Annotated in this window: 13 protein-coding genes; 5 read left to right on the forward strand and 8 right to left on the reverse strand. The window is 70.9% G+C overall.

Going from position 1 to position 16,936, the window contains the following annotated elements:
- The first annotated feature begins 30 nt into the window (after nt 1–30).
- Both ACFXDJ_RS12945 and ACFXDJ_RS12950 read left to right on the forward strand, forming a co-directional pair.
- A complete protein-coding gene (locus ACFXDJ_RS12945) occupies nt 31–756 on the forward strand; it encodes a TetR/AcrR family transcriptional regulator (RefSeq protein WP_384649325.1) in 726 nt (241 codons plus the stop codon).
- Nucleotides 757–806: 50 nt separating this feature from the next.
- Nucleotides 807–1,343 carry a GNAT family N-acetyltransferase gene (locus ACFXDJ_RS12950; protein ID WP_384649326.1) on the forward strand — a complete coding sequence of 179 codons (537 nt, stop codon included), beginning with the start codon at nt 807–809 and terminating at the stop codon, nt 1,341–1,343.
- Nucleotides 1,344–1,370: 27 nt separating this feature from the next.
- Here ACFXDJ_RS12950 and pulA read toward each other — a convergent pair whose 3' ends face one another.
- Both pulA and ACFXDJ_RS12960 read right to left on the reverse strand, forming a co-directional pair.
- Complete coding sequence (gene pulA, locus ACFXDJ_RS12955) at nt 1,371–6,833, reverse strand: pullulanase-type alpha-1,6-glucosidase (RefSeq protein WP_384649410.1); 5,463 nt, start codon at nt 6,831–6,833, stop codon at nt 1,371–1,373.
- A complete protein-coding gene (locus ACFXDJ_RS12960) occupies nt 6,833–8,575 on the reverse strand; it encodes a carbohydrate-binding module family 20 domain-containing protein (RefSeq protein ID WP_384649328.1) in 1,743 nt (580 codons plus the stop codon). The genes pulA and ACFXDJ_RS12960 overlap by 1 nt, the downstream gene beginning before the upstream one ends.
- A 317-nt stretch (nt 8,576–8,892) precedes the next feature.
- Here ACFXDJ_RS12960 and ACFXDJ_RS12965 point away from each other — a divergent pair, with 317 nt between their 5' ends.
- Nucleotides 8,893–9,366 carry a hypothetical protein gene (locus tag ACFXDJ_RS12965; RefSeq protein ID WP_384649330.1) on the forward strand — a complete coding sequence of 158 codons (474 nt, stop codon included), beginning with the start codon at nt 8,893–8,895 and terminating at the stop codon, nt 9,364–9,366.
- A gap of 16 nt (nt 9,367–9,382) precedes the next feature.
- Here ACFXDJ_RS12965 and ACFXDJ_RS12970 read toward each other — a convergent pair whose 3' ends face one another.
- Nucleotides 9,383–10,264, reverse strand: a complete 882-nt coding sequence (locus tag ACFXDJ_RS12970; RefSeq protein WP_384649332.1) for a carbon-nitrogen hydrolase family protein — start codon at nt 10,262–10,264, stop codon at nt 9,383–9,385.
- A gap of 7 nt (nt 10,265–10,271) precedes the next feature.
- Nucleotides 10,272–11,774, reverse strand: a complete 1,503-nt coding sequence (locus ACFXDJ_RS12975) for an APC family permease (protein ID WP_384649334.1) — start codon at nt 11,772–11,774, stop codon at nt 10,272–10,274.
- A 123-nt stretch (nt 11,775–11,897) separates the two neighbouring features.
- Here ACFXDJ_RS12975 and ACFXDJ_RS12980 point away from each other — a divergent pair, with 123 nt between their 5' ends.
- Nucleotides 11,898–12,506: a TetR/AcrR family transcriptional regulator gene (locus ACFXDJ_RS12980; protein WP_384649336.1), complete on the forward strand. Its 609-nt coding sequence runs from the start codon at nt 11,898–11,900 to the stop codon at nt 12,504–12,506.
- Between the two features lie 91 nt (nt 12,507–12,597).
- On the opposite strand, the gene ACFXDJ_RS12985 is transcribed toward ACFXDJ_RS12980, so the two are convergent.
- Entirely contained in the window at nt 12,598–12,828 is a 231-nt protein-coding gene (locus ACFXDJ_RS12985; RefSeq protein WP_384649338.1) for a hypothetical protein, read from the reverse strand.
- A 97-nt stretch (nt 12,829–12,925) separates the two neighbouring features.
- Here ACFXDJ_RS12985 and ACFXDJ_RS12990 point away from each other — a divergent pair, with 97 nt between their 5' ends.
- The gene (locus tag ACFXDJ_RS12990) at nt 12,926–13,216 is read left to right on the forward strand and encodes a hypothetical protein (RefSeq protein WP_384649339.1); all 291 of its coding nucleotides are present in this window, start codon (nt 12,926–12,928) and stop codon (nt 13,214–13,216) included.
- A 122-nt stretch (nt 13,217–13,338) separates the two neighbouring features.
- On the opposite strand, the gene ACFXDJ_RS12995 is transcribed toward ACFXDJ_RS12990, so the two are convergent.
- From ACFXDJ_RS12995 to ACFXDJ_RS13005, 3 genes are all read right to left on the reverse strand, one after another.
- A complete protein-coding gene (locus ACFXDJ_RS12995) occupies nt 13,339–14,358 on the reverse strand; it encodes a LacI family DNA-binding transcriptional regulator (RefSeq protein ID WP_384649341.1) in 1,020 nt (339 codons plus the stop codon).
- On the reverse strand, nt 14,343–15,947 hold the full coding sequence (locus tag ACFXDJ_RS13000) for a glycoside hydrolase family 13 protein (protein WP_384649343.1): 1,605 nt from the start codon (nt 15,945–15,947) through the stop codon (nt 14,343–14,345). The genes ACFXDJ_RS12995 and ACFXDJ_RS13000 overlap by 16 nt, the downstream gene beginning before the upstream one ends.
- A gap of 79 nt (nt 15,948–16,026) precedes the next feature.
- Nucleotides 16,027–16,935 carry a sugar ABC transporter permease gene (locus tag ACFXDJ_RS13005; RefSeq protein WP_384649412.1) on the reverse strand — a complete coding sequence of 303 codons (909 nt, stop codon included), beginning with the start codon at nt 16,933–16,935 and terminating at the stop codon, nt 16,027–16,029.
- Nucleotide 16,936: the final 1 nt, after the last annotated feature.

The raw sequence follows: 16,936 nt of genomic DNA on the forward strand, positions 1-16,936 counted from the left end.
CCGGACGGGGTGCGCAGTAGGGTGTTCCGCATGACAACCGGGGTGCGACGCAGGATGGGTGTCGAGGAGCGGCGGCAGCAGCTGATCGGGGTGGCGCTGGAGCTGTTCAGCCACCGGTCGCCCGATGACGTGTCGATCGACGAGATCGCGGCGGCCGCCGGGATATCGCGGCCCCTGGTCTACCACTACTTCCCCGGCAAGCAGAGCCTGTACGAGGCCGCGCTGCGCCGAGCCGCCGACGAGCTGGCGCTGCGCTTCGTGGAGCCCCGGGAGGGGCCGCTCGGGGCGCGGCTGCTGCGGGTCATGGGGCGGTTCTTCGCGTTCGTGGACGAGCACGGGCCCGGGTTCTCGGCGCTGATGCGGGGCGGGCCGGCCGTCGGGAGCAACCGGGCCAACGCGATGATCGACGAGGTGCGGCAGGCCGCGTACGAGCAGATCCTCGCGCACCTCGGCGTCGAGGAGCCGCCCGCGCGGCTGGAGCTCGTGGTGCGCTCGTGGGTGTCGCTGGCCGAGTCCACCGCGCTGATCTGGCTGGACGGCCGGCAGATCCCGCGCGCCGAGCTGGAGTTGCAGCTGGTGCACGACTTCGCGGCGCTGGCCGCGGTGAGCGCCGCCTACGACGCGGAGATGGCGGGCATCCTCGTACGGATCCTCGTGGACGAGCCGGCCGACGGGCCGTTCGGGGACCTGGTGGGGCGGCTCGCGGCGCTCGTACCGGCGGCGGCGGAGGCGGGCGTGCCCGCGCCACGTCGATAACTGCTCCCCGGCCGCCCCTCCTTGATCATCCGTCGGGCGATAATGCCCGCGTGATCATTGATGACGGGATCTTGTTCCGGCAGGCCGAGGAGAAGGACACCGGCACGCTGGTGCAGCTGTACGACCAGGCCGCCCGCTGGATGCGCGAGCAGGGGATCGAGCAGTGGAAGCCCGGGGACAAGGACCCCGCGCACTTCCTGGCTGTCATGCGGGAGGGCGAGGTGTGGCTCGCCTCGGACGGTGACGGGCGCGTCGTCGGGGCGTACGAGCTGTGGTGGTCCGACGAGGAGGCCTGGGGCATCCAGCCGCCCGTCGCGGGCTACGTGCACCGGCTCATGGTCGAACGCGAGACCGCGCCCGCCGGGGCCGGCCGGCGGCTGCTCGAACATGCCGAGCGGCGCATCGCCTGGACCGGCCGCGAACGGGCGCGGCTGGACTGCGTCTCCACCAATCCCCGGCTGGTCGCGTACTACCAGGGTGCGGGCTACCGGGTGGTCGGGGAATTCCCCCACAAGGAGGGCCGGGACGGGCGGGTGTACGGGGTGATCCTGCTGGAGAAGCGGCTCGACCAGCTCACTCTGGTCTGAGCCGCCCTCCCTCCCCCCCTCAGCGGATCAGCTCCGCTTGAAGACGGCCACCGTGCGCGCGGGGACCTTGAACTCCCCCGTCCCCGCGTCGTACGCCGACCCCTTGACCGTGGCGTCCGCCCCCGAAGCCTGGACCGGGTGCAGTCCGTAGGCCGTGCCCGCAAGGGCGGGGACGCGCTGGGTCCGGGTCTCGGTGGTGGCGTTGAAGACCACCACCAGCTCGCCCAGGGTCATCGTGATCACGCCCGGGGTCTCTTCGGATCCGGAGAGCGGGAAGGCCAGCCGGGACTGGACCGCTTCGGCGGAGGCGAGGCCGAAGGCGGGTTCCGTCGTACGGATCTTCAGGAGGTCCCGGTAGGCGGCCGAGGCGCCCGTCATCTCCGTACAGCCGGGGGCGGGGGTGGCGCCGGCGGCCAGCAGCGGCTTCGCGTAGGGCCACTTCGAGCGGTTGTCGGCGGCCGGCGGCAGGCCCCGGCCGAATCCGTTTCCGTCCCGGCAGTCCCAGTGGATGGCGTTGAACCAGTCGCCGCTGTCGAAGGAGTTGCGGTCCAGGGACTTCGAGCGCAGCAGGTCCGTGCCGGCCTGGGACAGGGACGGGCCCTGGGAGAGGGTCGCGACCGACATCCCCAGGACCTGCATGCGGGCCTGGTCGGCGGCCGAAGTGCCCTGCGGCAGCTTGTACTTCAGGGCGTCGAACAGCGATTCGTTGTCGTGGGCGTCCACGTACGCCAGCGCGTCGCCGGGCGCCGCCGCGTAACCGGCCGGGGCGCCGTTGTAGTCCACCTCGGAGCCCTTGACGGGCTTGCCCGTGGAGTCCGTGAAGGAGTACGAGGCCAGGTTGCCGGTCAGGCCGACCTTGATCAGGTCCTGGTCGTGGAGGAGCCGGGCCCGCTGCTGCTCCGGAGTGCCGTTCGCCGGGGACGCGTTCGGGGTCGTGAACAGGCCGGACGCGAAGCCCTGTACGCGCGGGTCCTCGTCGAAGGGGCCGCCGCCGCGCACCGCGTCGCGGGCGCGGTCGGAGAAGGTGGCGATGCCGGTGCCGGCCATGTTCCGCTGGGTGGCCTGGACGAAGCGGGCGTCGTTGGCGACCTCGCCGAAGTTCCAGCCCTCCCCGTAGAGGACGATCTTCTTCCCGTCGACCCCGTCCTTGGCAGGCGTCAGCGCGTCGAGGGCGGCGCGCACCGCCAGGATGTTGGCCTTCGGGTGGTGGCCCATGAGGTCGAAGCGGAACCCGTCGACCTTGTACTGCTTGGCCCAGGTGACCACCGAGTCCACGACGAGGCGGCCCATCATGGCGTTCTCGGGTGCGGTGTTGGCGCAGCAGCTGGAGGTGGCGACGGAGCCGTCGGCCAGCAGCCGCTGGTAGTAGCCGGGGACGATGCGGTCCAGGACCGACTTGTCCGACTGCCCCGACGCCACGGTGTGGTTGTAGACCACGTCCATGACCGTGCGCAGGCCCGCGCCGTTCAGGGACTGCACCATCCGGCGGAACTCCACCGTGCGGGCGGTGCCGTTCGGGTCGCTCGCGTACGAGCCCTCGGGGACCGTGTAGTGCAGCGGGTCGTAGCCCCAGTTGTACGAGTCCTTCGCGGCCGCGGCGGCCACGCAGGCCTGCTGCTCCTCGGAGTCCGGGGCGTACACCTTCAGGTCGCAGGCGGGCTCGGTGCGGTCCGCGGCCTTCTCCGGGACGGTGCCGATGTCGAAGGCGGGCAGGAGGTGGACGTACGAGGTCCCGGCGGCGGCCAGGTCGCGCAGGTGCCGCATGCCCGCCGAGTCGGTGTCGGTGAAGGCCAGGTACTGGCCGGGGTGGGTGGTGGTGCGGTCCGCGACGGAGAAGTCACGGATGTGGAGCTCCTGGATCTGCGCGGAGGCGAAGGGGACGGCGGCGGGCTTCTTCAGCTCGCGCCAGCCGGGCGGGGCGAGCTTCGGGTCGGCCAGGTCCACGGCCAGGCTGTACGTGGAGTCCGTGGTCAGGGCGGTGGAGTAGGGGTCGGTGACGAGGTTCCGGACCACCTTCATCGTGCTCGGGGCCCAGACGGTGACGGCGAAGCGGTACTTCTTGCCGGTCCAGTCGCGTTCCCCGCGCACCGACCACACGCCGGTGGCGTCGTCGCGGTGCATGGGGACGGTGCGGCCGCCCTCACCGCCGAGCTCCAGGGCGACCTGCTGGGCGGTGGGTGCCCAGACGGAGAGGGTGGGGCGGCCGTCCTTGAAGACGGGGCCGAGGGGGGCTGATCCGGCGTTCTTCGCGTAGAGGTCGTCGAGGACCCCCGCGAGCTGGACGCCGGTCGCCGCCAGGACGGCGCCGTTCGCGGCCCGGGCGCTCGCGACGAGCTGGCCGCGCAGGGCCTCGCGGACGCGGTCCCGGTCGCGCGGGTCCACGGTGTAGGCGGTGTACGCGGCCAGGTGCGGGAACTTCTCCTTCTGGGCGGCGGTGAGCTCGGTCTTGGCCAGGCGCAGCCACTGGGCGCCGGCCTCGTGGAGGACGCCGTTCTCCGCGGTGATCCGGCCGTCGCGGGAGGCGAGGAGCTGGAGCGAGGCGGCGGCCGGCGGGGCGTTCCAGGCGAGGGTGGAGCGGTCGATCCAGACGGCCTGGGCCTTGGTGAGGTCCAGGGCTGCGGCGCTGCCGGCCGGCTGCGGGAGGAGGTACTTCTCCTTGCCGCCCAGCATCCACACCTCGTGGCCGGAGCCGGTGGCCTTGAGGTCGAGGGACTGGTCGGAGGGGAGGTCCTTGGCGTCGCCGTTGTGGAGGATGTAGCTGAGGCTGGTGGCCCCGGCGGCGAGCGGGACCTCGTAGACCGCTCCGTAGGAGTCCATGCGGGCGGGGAGCAGCGGCTTGGACCAGTCGGTCGGCGTCGCGGCGCCCGTCCAGACGTGCAGGCCCCAGCCGTCGTAGGCGCCGTCGGGGCGCTGGTAGTGGAGGACGGCCTTGGTCTGGTCCTGCGCGGGGTAGGCGGGGCGCTCGGGGCGGGGGGCTTCCTTGCCCTGGTCGAGCCAGATCTCGCCGGTCTTCGTCACGTCGATGGTGCGGTCGGCGGCCACGTCCTTGTTGCCGTCCTTGTCGATGACGAGGTAGCCGACGCTGCTCGCGCCGGGCTTGAGCCTGACGTACGCGAAGGCTCCGTAGGCGTCGCGGCCGGTGAAGGCGTGGCCGGCGGGCCAGGTGGTGGCTTCGCCCTCGGCGAGGTCGCCCCAGGCGTACAGGCGCCAGTCGGTGTAGTCGCCGTCGGGGCGGTTGTAGTGGACGATCGCGTACTCGCGCTGGGTGGCGGTGGGGACCTCGGCGGGCGGGGTCCGGCCGGTGACCGACGCGGCGGGGGCGCTCGCGGTGCGGCCGGCGGAGTCGATGACGACGGCCTTGTAGCGCAGGGGGGTTCCGGGGGCGGTGGCTTCGTCGATGTGCTGGGTGACCTTGTAGGGGGCGTGGTCGGCGGAGCCGAGGACCTGCCAGGCGCCGGCGCCGGTCTGGGCGGCGAAGACGACCCGGCTCAGGGGGTCGCCGCCGGTCACGTCGGCGGAGAGCTCGACGGTGCCGGTGGCTCCGGGGGCCGGGGCCTTGAGGGTGACGGCGGGCTTGGCGGCGGGCTTCGGCTGCGGGGCGGTCGCCTGGAGGACGACGGAGCCGAGCGCGGGGACGGTGACGGTGAGCTTGCCGGCGGCGGAGGCTCGGAGCAGGGCAGCCGTGCCACCGGCCGCTCCCCCGTACAGGGTGCGGTACTGGGCGCCGGCCGGGGCGTCGAGCTCGATGGTGCGGGGCTCGGTGCCGTTGTTGGCGGCGACCAGGTACTCGGTGCGCGTACGGGTGTCGGTGCGGGCGAAGGCGTAGACCGACCCATCGGAGAAACGTTCACTCTGAACGCCGTCCCGCAGGGCCGGGTGGTCCTTGGTCAGCTTCGAGAGAGCACTGATCTCCTTGTAGAGCGGGTGCTCCGGATCGTAAGCATCGCTCGCGTGTGTGCGCACCGTTCCGAGTTCGTCGTCGTCCAGGTAGTCGGCCACCCGCGAGGCGAAGAGCGGCTGTCGCGCGTCCTTGTCCCCGCCCGCGCCCGTGAACCCCTGCTCGTCGCCGGAGTAGATCACCGGATTGCCCCGGGAGAAGAACATCAGCTCGTTGGCCAGCCGGTACCGGTCCAGCAGCTCCTGCTCCCCCGCCCCCGGCCGGTCCTGCTTCAGGAAGCTCCCGAAGCGCCCCATGTCGTGGTTGCCGAGGAAGGTGACCTGCTCGTACGCGTTCGCCTTGTCGGTCGTGTACCGGTAGTCGTCGCCGAAGACGGACGCGAGCCGCCCGGCCCCAGCTCCCTGGGAGGCGTAGGAGCGGATCGCGTCCTGGAGCGGGAAGTCGAGGGTGGCGTCGAGGCGGCCCCGGGTCACGTACGGGGAGGTGACGGCGGTGTCGGCCGAGTAGACCTCGCCGAACATGAAGAAGTCCTTGCGCCCGTGCTGGGCCGCGTACTTGTCCAGGGCGGTGGCCCACTGGGTCCAGAACCCGGTGTTGACGTGCTTCACGGTGTCGACCCGGAACCCGTCGATGTCGAAATCCTTTACCCACTTCTCGTAGATCTTCTCCATCCCCTCCACCACCTCGGGACGCTCCGTCCACAGGTCGTCGAGGCCGAAGAAGTCCCCCTGCTCGGAGGACTCGCCGGCGAAGGTGGAGTCGCCCCGGTTGTGGTACATCGTCGGGTCGTTGAGCCAGGCCGGGGACTTGAGGTTCTTCTTCGCCTCCGGGACGAAGGGGGTCCGGGGGAAGGAGCCGGCGTCCACGGCGGGGAACTTCCCCTTCCCCGCCGCATAGTCGGAGTCGTCGAAGGGCACCCCGTCCTTGGTCAGATAGGGAAACGCGCCCTTGGACAGGTACCCGTACGACGCCTCCCGGTAGTCGACCACGTCGGCGGTGTGGTTGGTGATGACGTCGAAGAAGACCTTCATCCCCTTCTGGTGCGCCTTGTCGATCAGCCGCTCCAGGTCGGCGTTGGTCCCGAAGTGCGGATCGACCTGGGTGAAGTCGGTGATCCAGTACCCGTGGTAGCCGGCGGACACGTCCTTCCCCGTCCCCTGCACCGGCTGGTTCTTGAAGATCGGCGCCATCCAGATGGCCGTGGTGCCGAGCCCCTTGATGTAGTCCAGCCGGTCGGTGAGCCCCTTGAGGTCCCCGCCCTGATAGAAGCCCTTGTCCGTCGGGTCGAGCCCGGTCTCCAGCCGGGAACCGGTCAGGCCGCCCCGGTCGTTGCCCGGATCGCCGTTCGCGAACCGGTCCGGGAGCACGAAGTAGAACTGCTCCCGGGTCAGATCGTGCCGCGCGGGTTCGGCGGCCAGCTTGGCGTCCGAGGGCGGGGCCGGCGGCGCCTTGTCGGCGACCGCCGCGGCGGCGGGAAGGGCGGGCAGGAGCGTCACGGCCAGGGTGGCGGCGAGCACTCCCGCGGCGCCGGCGAGGGCGGGGCGTTTCAAGACGGGTCTCCTCGGGTGCGGGACGGGGCGGGGCGGGAGGATCAGTTGCGCCAGGTGTCGGTCAGCGTGACCTTGCCGTTCGCGGGGACCGTGGCGGAGCGGTTGGCTCCGCTCTCCCAGGTGACGTTCCCGACGGCGTCCTTGCGGACGTACTTGTACGCGAAGACCGTGCCGGGCGGGAGCGTGACGTCGAGCTTCCAGACGGGGTAGGCGGCCGGGTCGAGCTTCAGGGCGCTGCCGGTGTTCCAGCCGCCGAGCTCGGCGCGGTCACCGGTGACGTAGATGTTCTGGCCGGGCACGGTGGTGGCGTTGACCGCGAAGGAGGCCCCGGCGGCGACGGTCGGGGTGGGCGTGGGGGTAGGCGTGGGGGCAGGGCCACAACTCCGCGCACCCACGTGCAGGGCGACGGCCGTCCCGGCTCCGAGGGTGGCGGTGAACCGCCCGCCGGAATCCACGGTGACCGCGCGCCCGCTCTGCACGTCGCAGTAGTCACCGGCCGCGAGCGAGGTCTGGAACGTCCGGGTCAGCGCCGAACCCTCGTGGTTGATGGCCACGTACGCCTTGGCGCCCCGCCCGAAGGCGACCTGGTTGCCCCCGTTGTCCCACCAGTCGGTGACGGCCTGCCCGCGCGCGGCGTTGCGGAAGCCGACCATGGAGGAGATCTCCCGCCAGGCGTGCTGGCACTTCCACCCGTCGGCGTAACAGGCGTTCACGGTCCCGCCGTTGGGCGGCCCCGCATCCCGATCGGTCCACTCATAACCGGAGTGCACGTCGGGCGACCCGTACGGCCAGGCCAACATGAACACGCTGGCGAGGGTGTAGGAGGACCCGTCCTTGTAGTTCAGCGTGTCGCCACCGCGCTCGGTGTCGTGATTGTCGACAAAGACACCAGCCTGCCCACTCGGCAGATACCCCCACGCCTCCCCGAAGTTCTTCAAATAGGCGAGCTTCTCGCTCTGGAAGACCCTCTTGAGGTCGCGGGCGTAGCGGAACTCCTGCACGTCCCCGTTGCCGAGGTACTCGCTCGGCTGGACGGCCTCCCCCGCTCCGTAGATCGCCTCCTGCTTCCAGTACGCGCCCGGATCGCTCAGCCGGGACTTGATGTTGGCGAGGTCGGCGGCGGGCATGTGCTTGGCGGCGTCGATCCGGAACCCGTCCACACCGAGCGACAGCAGATCGTTGAGATAGGTCGCGATCCGACCCCGCACGTACTCCTCACCGGTGTCCAGGTCCGCGAGCTGCACGAGCTCGCAGTTCTGCACGTTGGCCCGGTCGGCATAGTTGGAGATGGTCGCCCGGCAGTCGTCCATGTCGGAGCCGGAGTAGACGCCGGGGTAGTTGTACTTCGTGTACGAACTCCCACCCGTCCCGACCCCATCACCGGCGGCCATGTGGTTGATGACGGAATCGGCGACGACCTTCACCCCGGCGGCGTGACAGGCGTCGACCATCGCCTTGAAGGCGGCCCGGTCACCCAGCCGCCCGGCGATCTTGTAGCTGACGGGCTGGTACGAGGTCCACCACTGCGCCCCCTGCACGTGCTCCTGAGGCGGCGAAACCTGCACGTACCCGTACCCGGCGGGCCCCAGGGAATCCCCGCAGGCCTTGGCGACGGAGTCGAACCGCCACTCGAACATGACGGCGGTGACGTCCTTCTCCCCGGGTGCGGCGGCGAACGCCCGCGAAGCGGGCCCACCGACGACGGCGAGGGCGGCTCCGGCGGATATGGCGGATACGGAGAGCAGCGCGGCGGCGGCTCTGACGGCGCGAGCACGGGTGAGCATGCGGGTGTTCCTCCTGGCGGAGAGGCGCGGAGCCGGGTGGGGACCGGTCACGGCCGAGTCGGGGATTGCAGCGACCGTAGGTGCCAGGGAGAAGCCCTGCAAGACTTTGCGCAAGAGATTGCAGAATTGTTTCGCGCCGACGTCAGGCCCAGGACGCCAGAACCCCCGGGCCCCGGGCCCCCGCACCCCCGGGGCGGCCGAACCGCCTCCATACCTAAGTACTACGCAAGATCCCACTCCACAGCGTGACGCAACGACAAGGCCCCCGAAGGGAACATGGGCCCATCGCCAAGACCCACACCGCAGGGAGCACCACGATGTCCGTCCAGAACATGAACGTCGCCGGCACCATCGCCCCGGCGTTGCGCACGTGGAGTACGCGGGCGGCGCGCACGGCAATGGCGCTTCCCGTGGGCGTCGCCTGCGTAGGCCTCGCCCTGATCGGCCAGGGGCAGCGGGCCGACCGACTCCAGACCCGAGTCAGCGGCGTCGCCGGATGGACCGGTCCGCGCGTCGCGGCCCGCACACTGCTAGGCCTGCCACTGGACCTAGCCGCTTTGGCCCTGGTCGCCTACTCCCTCTTCAACACCGTGCGCAACCTCGGCTACCCGATCTGGTACGGCGACACCGACTACCACCAGGCCTGGGGCGGCCCGACCCTGACCGGCGTCTGGCTGGTGCACGCCCTCGGCTGGCTGGCCTGCCTGTACGCCATCGGCTGGATCCTCCGAGGCATAGCCGGGGCCCAACACGCGCTCACCCGGCGCATCGCCAAAACCACCCCGGCCTGAGCACCACCTCAACCTTCTACGCGGTCTCGCCCTTCAGCCAGTCCGGTGTGCGGAACGTTCCGCCGCTGTACATCGGAAGATCTATCGATTCTCCGTATCGGCCGAGCTGGCTCCAGGGTCGGTTGATTCCGGCGGAGCCGTAGCGGCGCACTCTGGTGACGGTGTCCAGGTCGAGGACGTCGACGAGGATCTCCTCGCCGGGCCCGGCTTGCTGGCGGACGATGCCCTCGGGGTCGACGACGGCGCTGGTGCCGACCCCGGCCGGGTCGGCGGCGTTCACGTTGATGACGTACACCTGGTTGGTCCAGGCGTTGGCGCGGGCGCAGACGAGTTCCATGTCCCGGTCGCGGGTGGGGGTCAGGGTGGGCTGGATGATGATCTCCGCTCCCAGCCAGGCGAGCTGGCGGACGGTTTCCGGGAAGGAGCCGTCGTAGCAGATGGCCAGGCCCGCGCGGCCGACGCCGGGGATGTCGAAGACGGTGAATTCGTGTCCGGGGCTGGACTTTTCGTACGGCTGCCAGGGGAAGACCTTGCGGTAGCGGGCGACGATCTCGCCCTCCGGCGAGATGGCGAGTGCCGTGTTGTAGATGCGGTCGTCCTCGGCGCGCTCGTAGACGCTCCCCGGGACGAGCCACAGGCCGGTCTCCACGGCGAGGGAACAGATCCGGTCGGTGAGCGGCCCCGGGATCGTGACGGCGGCCCGCTCCATCCAGTCAACGGGCGCCGGATGCAGGAGCGGAGCCTCGGCGGCCAGCAGCAGCTCGGGGACGACCAGGAGCTGGACGTGGGGGAAGAGGTCGCGCGCGGCACGGACCTGGCCGGCGAAGCGCTGCCAGCTCGCTTCGAGGTCATGGGGTACGGGCCTGGTCTGCAGAGCGGCGATGGCGAGTGTGCGCATGGGGCTGTCAGTCCTTGGTGATGGTGAGTTCGGCGACCGAGGTGCGGCCGTCGCGGAAGAAGCGGTGGAAGCGGGTACGGGCGATCAGCAGGGCCAGGCCGCCGGCGGCTATGGAGCCGGCGCCGAGGAGGAAGACCCCGCCGATGCCGTGGAAGGAGGTGCCGCCGTAGTCCGGGGCGTACATGTCGTGGGCGCTGCGGGCGAAGGCCGCCAGCATCAGCACACCGCCCAGCAGGGGTAGGACACCGCGCAGCAGCAGGTCGCGCGGGGAGTCCCACAGGCGCCCCCGGAAGTACCAGACGCAGGCCAGCGCGGTGGTGCCGTAGTAGCAGGCGATGAGGAGTCCGACGCAGAGGATGGCGTCGCCGAGGAAGTCGCCGGAGACGAGCGTGAGCAGGACGAGCAGGCAGGCCGCCGCCGCTCCGAAGAAGAGGGTTCCGGCGGCGGGTGTGCGGTGGCGGGGGTGGATGCGGGCGAAGGCCCGGGGCAGGGCTCCGTGGGCGGCCATGGACAGGGTGCTGCGGGAACTGCCGACGAGGCAGGTGAGCAGGGCGGAGATGGCCGAGACGCAAACGGCCAGCTGCATCACCTTCGCGAGGGCGGCGCCGAGGACCGGCGGGGCGAGGGTGGCCAGGATGTCGGCGGCGTTGTCGGGATTGCCCAGTCCGATGCCTTCGGTGCCGGTGCCGGCGAAGCTGATCGCCGCGAAGGCGGTGAACAGGTAGGTCCCCAGCAGCACCACGGTCGAGATGACAGCGGCCTGACCGGAGACGCGGTCGCCGTCGCGGGTCTCCTCGTTCGCGGTGATCAGCGCGTCCCAGCCCCAGTAGATGAAGAGGCACAGCAGTACCGCCTCGGCGAATGAGCCGAAACCGCCGAACGCGAGGGGGTCGAGCCAGGCCACGGACGGTGTGGAGGCCCCGTCCCTGACGAAGGCCGCCACACCGAAGCCGAGCAGGGCCAGTAGCTGAAGGCCGAGCAGCACGTACTGGACGGAGGCCGCGAGATGCAGGCCCCGGTAGGCGATCGACGTGACGGCGGCCAGCAGCAGGACCGCGGTGATCGTCACCGCGGTGCTGCTGTCGGCGAGGGAGTGCGGGCCCAGCAGGTGCAGCAGGTAGCCGGCGCCGACCTGGGAGAGCGCCGTCATCGCGATGAGCGTGGCGACCTGGGGCACCCAGCCTCCGGTGAGCCAGCCGGTCAGCGGCCCGAAGGTGCGGGTGGTCCACACGAAGGTGGTACCGCAGTCGGGCATCGCCCGGTTGAGCTCGCGGAAAGCGAACGCGGTGAGCAGGATCGGCAGGAAACCCAGCAGCAGGGCGGCCGGAGCGAGGTTCCCGACGGTCAGCGTCACGAAGCCCAGGGTGACCGCGATGCTGTACGCCGGGGCGACCGAGGACAGGCCGAGCGTGACGGCGGCGAGCAGGCCCACGGAGCCTTCCCGCAGCCCCTTGCCCACGGGAGCGGGCGGGGCCCCGGCTCTGACCTCGGCGTCGATCGGATTGGTCATGGGGTGGCTCCTGAGGCCGAAGTTTTGTTAAACGCAGATTTAAGAGCCGAAGGCATGAGGAGTCAAGGCTCTGGGCGCTATTGTTAAATCCAAACGCAACAACCACACAGAAGGAGCTAGGGCGTGGCGGCCAGGAAAGGCAGCGGCAAGGAGGCCCGTCGGGCCGAGCTGGGCAAGGCCGTCCAACGCGCCTTGATGGTGCGCGGGCTGGAGGGTCTGCGCCTGCGCGACATCGCCGAGGAGGCCGGGGTCACGCCCGCCGCGGTGCTCTACTACGGCGACCTCGACTCCCTGGTGCACGAGACCTACCAGCAGGCCATCGAGCGCTACAGCCAGGAGCGCGAGCAGGCCGCGAACCGATTCTCCGACGCCCGCGACCAGCTCAGGGCCTGCATCGACAACGGCGTCGCCAGCGGACCCGACGACGTACTGACCCGGCTGCTCTTCGAGTACTGGCCGCGCTGTCTGCGCGACGCCAGGGCCGCCGCGCTCGACAGCGCGCTGACGGAGCGCCAGATCGCGGTCTACTCAGGGATCCTGGTCCTCGGGCAGGCCCAGGGTCATTTCGCCCTCCAGGACCCGCCCCGCCTGCTGGCCGCCAGCTTCGTCGCCATGGAGGACGGCTACCAGATGGAGGTCCTCGCCGGCCGGCGCACCCGCACCGAAGTGATCACAGCCCTGCACGCCTACGCCCGCGCCGTCACGTCCCACGATCTGACCGACCGCCCGTGACAACGTCTCCTCGACCAGGTCCACTCGCCACGGAACCTGACGGATGGCGGCAATCAGCATCGCCAAGACCACGGTCGGACAAGCCGATCAGTCAGAGGGATGCGCGCCGCTCACGGGAGCAACCCACTGCACCCTCCACCAGGTACAGGTTCCCGCCCATCAGCCGATGGCTGTCGTCGCCCGTGCGCACGAACTCGGCGCTGTCCAGGCTCACCACCCAGCACAGCGGATGCTCGGTCACCTGCGAGACCACCATCTCCACCACGGACGGCCCGAACGACCGGGCCACCTCGTTCCGCTGTTCCACAAGGGCCGCAACCACACCCACGGCGTGTTCTCTTCCGATCACCCTCACATCATCACGGACGCCTGCCCAGCCGACTGCCGAGTGCGGGCCCGGAGGTGCGAAGGTTTGCCCCATGCGCCCGGACAAGAAGTCGACCGCCGATGCGGCAGCCCAATCGCTCCTCGCTGACGGAGTGGTTCACGTCGAGACCCTTCAGGCCGATCCGAACGTCATCGACACCTACCCGTACTCCCGCCTCCTGCTGATAGCACGGGGTGGCGCGTCGGCACCCAACGAGATCTTCTGGGGGGTGGCGACGCTGGAGGCGAAGGGCTGGACCGCCGAGTCCTGGGACATGGCAACGGCGGGGCTGAAGTTCGGCGTCTGGCGCGTGGTGATGCGCCGCCCCGCCAACGCCCTGTAGACGACCCCGGACGGCCCGCAGTCGCTGAGCCGAGTGGCAGTGCGTAGCGATCTGACGCGCCTCAGGGCTCCGGAGGATCATCCGCCCGACCTTGCCCCGCCCGAGCGAAGGCCCGTAACCCCCTAAGCCCCCGGCCCCTGGCCCGTGGAGCCGCGGACCACCAGTTCCGGCTGGAAGACGTACTCCGTGCGCTGGACCGGGGTGCCGGCCACCGATTCCAGGAGGGCTCCCACCGCCGCCGTGGCCATGGCGCGCACCGGCTGGCGGATGGTGGTCAGTGGGGGGTCGGTGAAGGCGATGAGCGGGGAGTCGTCGAACCCGACGACCGAGACGTCCTCCGGCACCCGCAAGCCCCGCTCGCGCGCCGCCCGTATGACGCCCAGGGCCATCGGGTCGCTGCCGCACACGATGCCCGTGCAGCCCCGGTCGAGCAGGGCTCCGCCCGCGGCGTGGCCGCCCTCCACCGTGAACAGGGTGCGCTGGATCAGCCCTTCGGCCGGGGCGGACGGGCAGGCGGCAATGAAGCCCGCCTCCTTGCGCGCCGAAGGCACGTAGCGCGTCGGGCCGATGGCGAGGCCGATCCGCCGGTGGCCCAGGTCCTCCAGGTGGCGGACCGCCATCTCCGCCGCCGCGCGGTCGTCCGGGGAGATGGAGGGGGCGCTCACCTGGTCGTTGGAGCCGTTGATCAGAACGAACGGCACGCCCCGCAAGGCGAGACGCTGGTAGCGCGACGGATCCGCCGAGGAGTCCGCGTGCAGCCCGGAGAGGAACACGATGCCGGTGACACCGCGCTCCTCCAGCTGCTCGACCAGCTCGTCCTCGGTGGCCCCGCCCGGGGTCTGCGTGCACAGCACCGGGGTGTAGCCGTGGCCGGCCAGGGCCTGTTCGATGACCTGGGCGAAGGCCGGAAAGATGGGATTGGTCAGCTCAGGGGTGAGGAGACCCACCAGGCCGTTGCTGCGTCGCCGCAGCCGCACCGGGCGTTCGTAGCCCAGCAGGTCCATGGCGGCCAGCACCTTGTGACGGGTGCCGGACGCCACGCCCGACTTGCCGTTGAGCACACGGCTGACGGTCGCCTCGCTGACCGCGGCCTGCGCGGCGATGTCCGTCAGCCGCAGGGGTGTGGTCACCCCTGCCACCACACCGCCGTGTCGCCGGGCAGCAGCGACGGGTCGTCGCCGAGGGAGCCGCTGGACAGCAGGACCGCACCCGGCGCGGGAAGGAGCACCGCCTCCGCCGTCGTGTTCACCGTGCAGACGAACCCGCCCCGGCGGAAGGCCAGCACGCCCTCCGGGGCCTCCAGCCACTCCACCGCGTCGCCCGCGCCCAGCTCCGGCCGTTCCCGGCGCAGCCGCAGGGCCGCGCGGTAGAGCTCCAGGGTCGAGGCGGGGTCGCCCGTCTGGGCGGCCACGCTCAGGCCCGCCCACTCGGCCGGCTGCGGCAGCCAGCTGCCCCCGTCGCCGAAGCCGTACGGGGCTTCGGCGCCCGACCACGGGATCGGGACGCGGCAGCCGTCGCGCAGCCCGTCCTGTCCCTCGCCGCGGGCGAAGGCCGGGTCCTGGCGGACGGAGTCCGGGAGGTCGGTCACCTCGGGCAGGCCCAGTTCCTCGCCCTGGTAGACGTACGCCGACCCGGGCAGGGCCAGCATCAGCAGCGCGGCCGCGCGCGCCCGGGCCAGGCCCTGCGCGCCGCCCCCGTACCGCGTCACATGGCGCACCACGTCGTGGTTCGACAGCACCCACGTGGTCGGGGCGCCGACCGGGCGCATCGCGTCCAGCGATTCGTTGATGGTGGCGCGCAGCGCCTCCGCGTCCCACCCGGTGTTCAGGTAGTGGAAGTTGAAGGCCTGGTGCAGCTCGTCGGGGCGCAGGTACATGGCCGTCCGGTCGGCGCTCGGCGTCCACGCCTCGGCGACTCCGATGCGGTCGCCCGCGTACTCGTCGAGGACGCGGCGCCAGGAGCGGTAGATCTCGTGGACGCCGTCCTGGTCGAAGAAGGGCAGCACCTGGTTGCCGAGCAGCTTGAGCTGCTCTCCCCGCCCCAGATCGGGCAGGCCGGGCGCCTTGACCAACCCGTGGGCCACGTCGATGCGGAAGCCGTCGGCGCCGAGGTCGAGCCAGAACCGCAGGATGGAGCGGAACTCGTCCTGGACGGCCGGGTGTTCCCAGTTGAAGTCGGGCTGCTCGGGCGCGAACAGGTGCAGGTACCACTCGCCGTCGGCGACCCGCGTCCACGCGGGCCCGCCGAAGATGGACTCCCAGTCGTTCGGGGGCTCCGCCCCGTCCGCGCCCCTCCCCTCCCGGAAGTGGAAGCGCTCGCGCAGCGGCGTACCGGGCCCTTCGCGCAGCGCCTGCTTGAACCATTCGTGCTGGTCGGAGCAGTGGTTGGGGACCAGGTCCACGATGATCCGCAGGCCCAGCGCGTGCGCTTCGCGGATCACGGCGTCGGCGTCGTGGAGACTGCCGAACATCGGATCGATGGCCCGGTAGTCGGCGACGTCGTAGCCCGCGTCGGCCTGCGGAGAGGCGTAGAAGGGGCTGAGCCAGACGGCGTCGACCCCGAGTTCCTTGAGGTAGGGCAGCCGGCTGCGGATGCCTTCGAGGTCCCCCATGCCGTCCCCGTTGGAGTCGGCGAAGCTGCGCGGATAGACCTGGTAGATCACCGCTTCTCTCCACCAGCCGGGCTTGGTCCCGGTGGAGGTGGGAAGTGCGTCGGCGAGGTGCTGGGTCATGTCGTCCTTGGGAGGTCGGGCCGGGGTGAGAGGGGGCGGGCGGCTGCGGGTGGTCAGCCCGAGCCCGTGGCGGGGCTGGTCAGCCCTTGGTCGCGCCTGCCGTCATCCCGGCGACGAGGTGACGCTGGGCGAAGAGGAAGAAGAACGCCGCGGGGATGGCGATGAGGACGGAGGCCGCGCTCATCGCACCCCAGTTGGAGGTGTACTGGGTGACGAAGGTCTGGAGGCCTCCGGCCAGGGTGAGGTGCTCGTCGCCGACCATGAAGGCGGAGGCGTACGCGACCTCGCCCCAGGCGGTGATGAAGGCGTAGAAGCCGGTGACGGCGAGGCCGGGCTTGGCCAGCGGGAGGATGAGGCGCCAGAAGGTACCGAAGGGGTTGAGCCCGTCGACGCGGCCGGATTCGTCGATCTCGACCGGGATGGTGTCGAAGAAGCCCTTCATCATCCAGGCGCAGAACGGCACGGCGATGGTGAGGTACGTGATGACCAGGCCGAGCGGCTGGTTGAGCAGCCCCAGCTGCCCCATGAGGTTGTAGAGCGGGACGATGAGGATGGCCATCGGGAACATCTGGGTGATGAGCAGGGTCCACATCAGCGGCTTCATTCCGGGGAACTTGAAGCGGCTGACGGCGTATCCGGTGGTGGCGGCGATGAACACCCCGAGGACGGTGGTGATGCCGGCGACCAGGACGGAGTTGCCGAACCAGGTGAGGAAGGAGGTCGACTCCACCAGGTAGCGGTAGTTGTCGAGGGTCGGCTCCTTCACGAAGTCCGTGGAGATGGCCAGCTTCGCGGGCTTGAGGGAGGTCAGCAGGACCCACAGCACCGGGAACACGGCGATCACGGACGCGGCGATCAGGGTGCCGTGGAGGCCGGCGGAGGCGAGCGGGGAGCGCTTGCCCCTCGGACGGGCCGCGGCCTTGGACGCCGCGGCCTTGGCCTCGGACGTCGTGGCCGTGGCCTCGGAAGTCGTGGAGGTCGTCGTCACG

It is taken from the genome of Streptomyces sp. NPDC059443, assembly GCF_042750105.1.
In the GTDB taxonomy this organism is placed as follows: domain Bacteria; phylum Actinomycetota; class Actinomycetes; order Streptomycetales; family Streptomycetaceae; genus Streptomyces.